Origin of the sequence: Escherichia sp. XD33 (genome assembly GCF_019375075.1) — a bacterium.
Lineage (GTDB): Bacteria > Pseudomonadota > Gammaproteobacteria > Enterobacterales > Enterobacteriaceae > Enterobacter > Enterobacter flexneri_A.
Window position 1 is genome coordinate 1 of record NZ_JAENDM010000131.1, and the last position, 3201, is coordinate 3201.

Annotated in this window: 2 protein-coding genes and 2 pseudogenes; 3 read left to right on the top strand and 1 reads right to left on the bottom strand. The window is 50.7% G+C overall.

Annotated elements, in window-relative coordinates:
- Window positions 1–480, top strand: a pseudogene (locus K0778_RS25330) (IS1-like element IS1B family transposase); the annotation flags it as partial.
- A 1108-nt stretch (window positions 481–1588) separates the two neighbouring features.
- On the opposite strand, the gene K0778_RS25335 reads toward K0778_RS25330, so the two are convergent.
- A complete protein-coding gene (locus tag K0778_RS25335; RefSeq protein ID WP_162854494.1) occupies window positions 1589–1738 on the bottom strand; it encodes a hypothetical protein in 150 nt (49 codons plus the stop codon).
- 570 nt (window positions 1739–2308) lie between these two features.
- On the opposite strand from K0778_RS25335, the gene K0778_RS25340 reads away from it, so the two are divergent.
- Window positions 2309–2422, top strand: a complete 114-nt coding sequence (locus K0778_RS25340) for a replication initiation protein (protein WP_072153581.1) — start codon at window positions 2309–2311, stop codon at window positions 2420–2422.
- Window positions 2423–2734: 312 nt separating this feature from the next.
- Window positions 2735–3201: pseudogene (locus tag K0778_RS25345) on the top strand (IS1-like element IS1A family transposase); the annotation flags it as partial.

A 3201-nucleotide genomic window follows, 5' to 3' on the forward strand; every position in this document is an offset into this window, starting at 1 on the left:
GGGCGTTGGCCTCAACACGATTTTACGTCACTTAAAAAACTCAGGCCGCAGTCGGTAACCTCGCGCATACAGCCGGGCAGTGACGTCATCGTCTGCGCGGAAATGGACGAACAGTGGGGCTATGTCGGGACTAAATCGCGCCAGCGCTGGCTGTTTTACGCGTATGACAGGCTCCGGAAGACGGTTGTTGCGCACGTATTCGGTGAACGCACTATGGCGACGCTGGGGCGTCTTATGAGCCTGCTGTCACCCTTTGACGTGGTGATATGGATGACGGATGGCTGGCCGCTGTATGAATCCCGCCTGAAGGGAAAGCTGCACGTAATCAGCAAGCGATATACGCAGCGAATTGAGCGGCATAACCTGAATCTGAGGCAGCACCTGGCACGGCTGGGACGGAAGTCGCTGTCGTTCTCAAAATCGGTGGAGCTGCATGACAAAGTCATCGGGCATTATCTGAACATAAAACACTATCAATAAGTTGGAGTCGTTACCCTATTTTATAAATCATCTGCGCTTCCCCCCAAATACAGACCCACCTACGCAATAGTCTAATAAGTCCCTCTTAATACCCTTAGCCTTATCCAGAACAGCGCCCTTACAGAATCGACATAATCGCTTTTGTGTTCCATTCGTATATGTATAAATCCAGTTCTCTAAATGAACTACCTTGCACCTATCACACTTAAGAGAACCGGACACCTTCCTCCCGCGAAGGCTGGAAAGAGTGACCTTTTCTTTCTTTTTATTTTTTGCTGGGCTTTCAACTTTAGTCACAATCTTACCAGCGATAAGATCCCGCTTTTTCTTCCTCACTCTTACCCCTCCTCAGAATTGAGACCAATAGATATTTACCATAACGTCTCATTGCGCGCACCGCCTCAGAGGCCCTCAGGGCGTTTCTGACGGAAAACCGGTAAAACAGGCAACAAACCACCCGAAAACCCGCCAGAAACGCGCAGGCTCTGTTTTTACGGCATGCATGAGTATGCGCGAAAGTGCATAGTGCGGAAATTCACGGCATTCAGCCGGGGTAAGTCCTGTTTCCGACGTTCTTCTCACCCGAAAACGGTGAACGGGGACGCAATTTATTGCGTGGCTGTGAGGCGTTGCCGGCGCAGCCGGAAAACCCGCTGTCAGCACGTTCAGGAAGGGGGTGATGTACAAATGGCACAGAGGATGGAACTGACGTAAAAGTGACGTATGTGCTGAAGGAATGATGTAAAGACGATGTAAAAGTGTTGTAAAAGTGATGTATGAACTGAAGGAGCGATGTAATTCTGTAGTCAGGAAGAATAACCCGTTCATGCAGGCATGAACGATACAGTGAGGAACGCTTTTTTTGTCACGATCTCCCCTTAACCTGCGTAAATCACCCGCCATGGTTGATTATTTTTCAACCTCAAAATGGTCATACACCTAACGCAGCCGCGATTTTCATCGCAACTGCATGAATTACATAAAAAAAATGGGATGCACCGTTTATTACGGTAATACGCAAGTATTAAAATCATCTGTAATCACATGAAAATAAAGAAATAAGATGTAATACCGGCGTATTACCACGTACGCGGGCAAGCGAAAAAAGCTATAACGCTTCCCGACCGACAGGCGGCCCAGAATCCACAGGGGCATGCAGGTTCTCTTCAGTAACCTTCGCCATTAAATCAAAAAGGTCATATTCGCCGGGAAGCTGCGTATCAGTCGAATCCCGTTGTTCATCATATTCAGATGGCATAGGGTGATATCCAGTAGCTGAGGGGGTGTTAGCGGATGTCGGGGCGCAGCCCTGAACCAGTCACGTAGCGCTAGCGGAGTGTATACTGACTTACTATGTCGGCACGGATGAGTGTGTCAGAGAAGTGATTCGTGTGACAGGAGGAAAAAGGCAGCAACGGCGCGTAAGCAGAGTATGCGATACCGGAGATATGCCGCTTCCTCGCTCACTGACTCGCTGCGCTCGGTCGTTCGGCTGCGGCGAGCGGTGCGGGCTTACAAACAGGGCGGAAATTTCCTAGTAGATGCCAAGAAGGAACGTAACAGGAAAACCATAACGCCGCGGCGAAGCCGTTTTTCCATAGGCTCCGCCCCCCTGACAAGCATCACAGAATCTGACGCTCAAATCAGTGGTGGCGAAACCCGACAGGACTATAAAGATACCAGGCGTTTCCCCCTGGTGGCTCCCTCGTGCGCTCTCCTGTTCCTGCCTTTCGGTTTACCGGTGTCATTCCGCTGTTATGGCCGCGTTTGTCTCATTCCACGCCTGACACTCAGTTCCGGGTAGGCAGTTCGCTCCAAGCTGGACTGTATGCACGAACCCCCCGTTCAGTCCGACCGCTGCGCCTTATCCGGTAACTATCGTCTTGAGTCCAACCCGGAAAGGTACGAAAAAACGCCACTGGCAGCAGCCATTGGTAACTGAGATGTGCGAGAGATTTATCTGGAGTTCTTGAAGTGGGAGCCTGAGAACGGCTACACTGGAAGGACAGTTTTGGTGACTCGTCTCGCACAAGACAGTTACCTGGTTAAGCAGTTCCCCAACTGACCTAACCTTCGATCAAACCACCTCCCCAGGTGGTTTTTTCGTTTCTTGGAGAAGAGACTACGACGACAAATGACGGATCTCAAGAAGATCCTTTTAACGTACAAAAATTTCCGTTCTCCAAACTACCCACCATGGGTGATGCTGCCAACTTACTGATTTAGTGTATGATGGTGTTTTTGAGGTGCTCCAGTGGCTTCTGTTTCTATCAGCTGTCCCTCCTGTTCAGCTACTGACGGGGTGGTGCGTAACGGCAAAAGCACTGCCGGACATCAGCGCTATCTCTGCTCTCACTGCCGTAAAACATGGCAACTGCAGTTCACTTACACTGCTTCTCAACCCGGTACGCACCAGAAAATCATTGATATGGCCATGAATGGCGTTGGATGCCGGGCAACTGCCCGCATTATGGGCGTTGGCCTCAACACGATTTTACGTCACTTAAAAAACTCAGGCCGCAGTCGGTAACCTCGCGCATACAGCCGGGCAGTGACGTCATCGTCTGCGCGGAAATGGACGAACAGTGGGGCTATGTCGGGACTAAATCGCGCCAGCGCTGGCTGTTTTACGCGTATGACAGGCTCCGGAAGACGGTTGTTGCGCACGTATTCGGTGAACGCACTATGGCGACGCTGGGGCGTCTTATGAGCCTGCTGTCA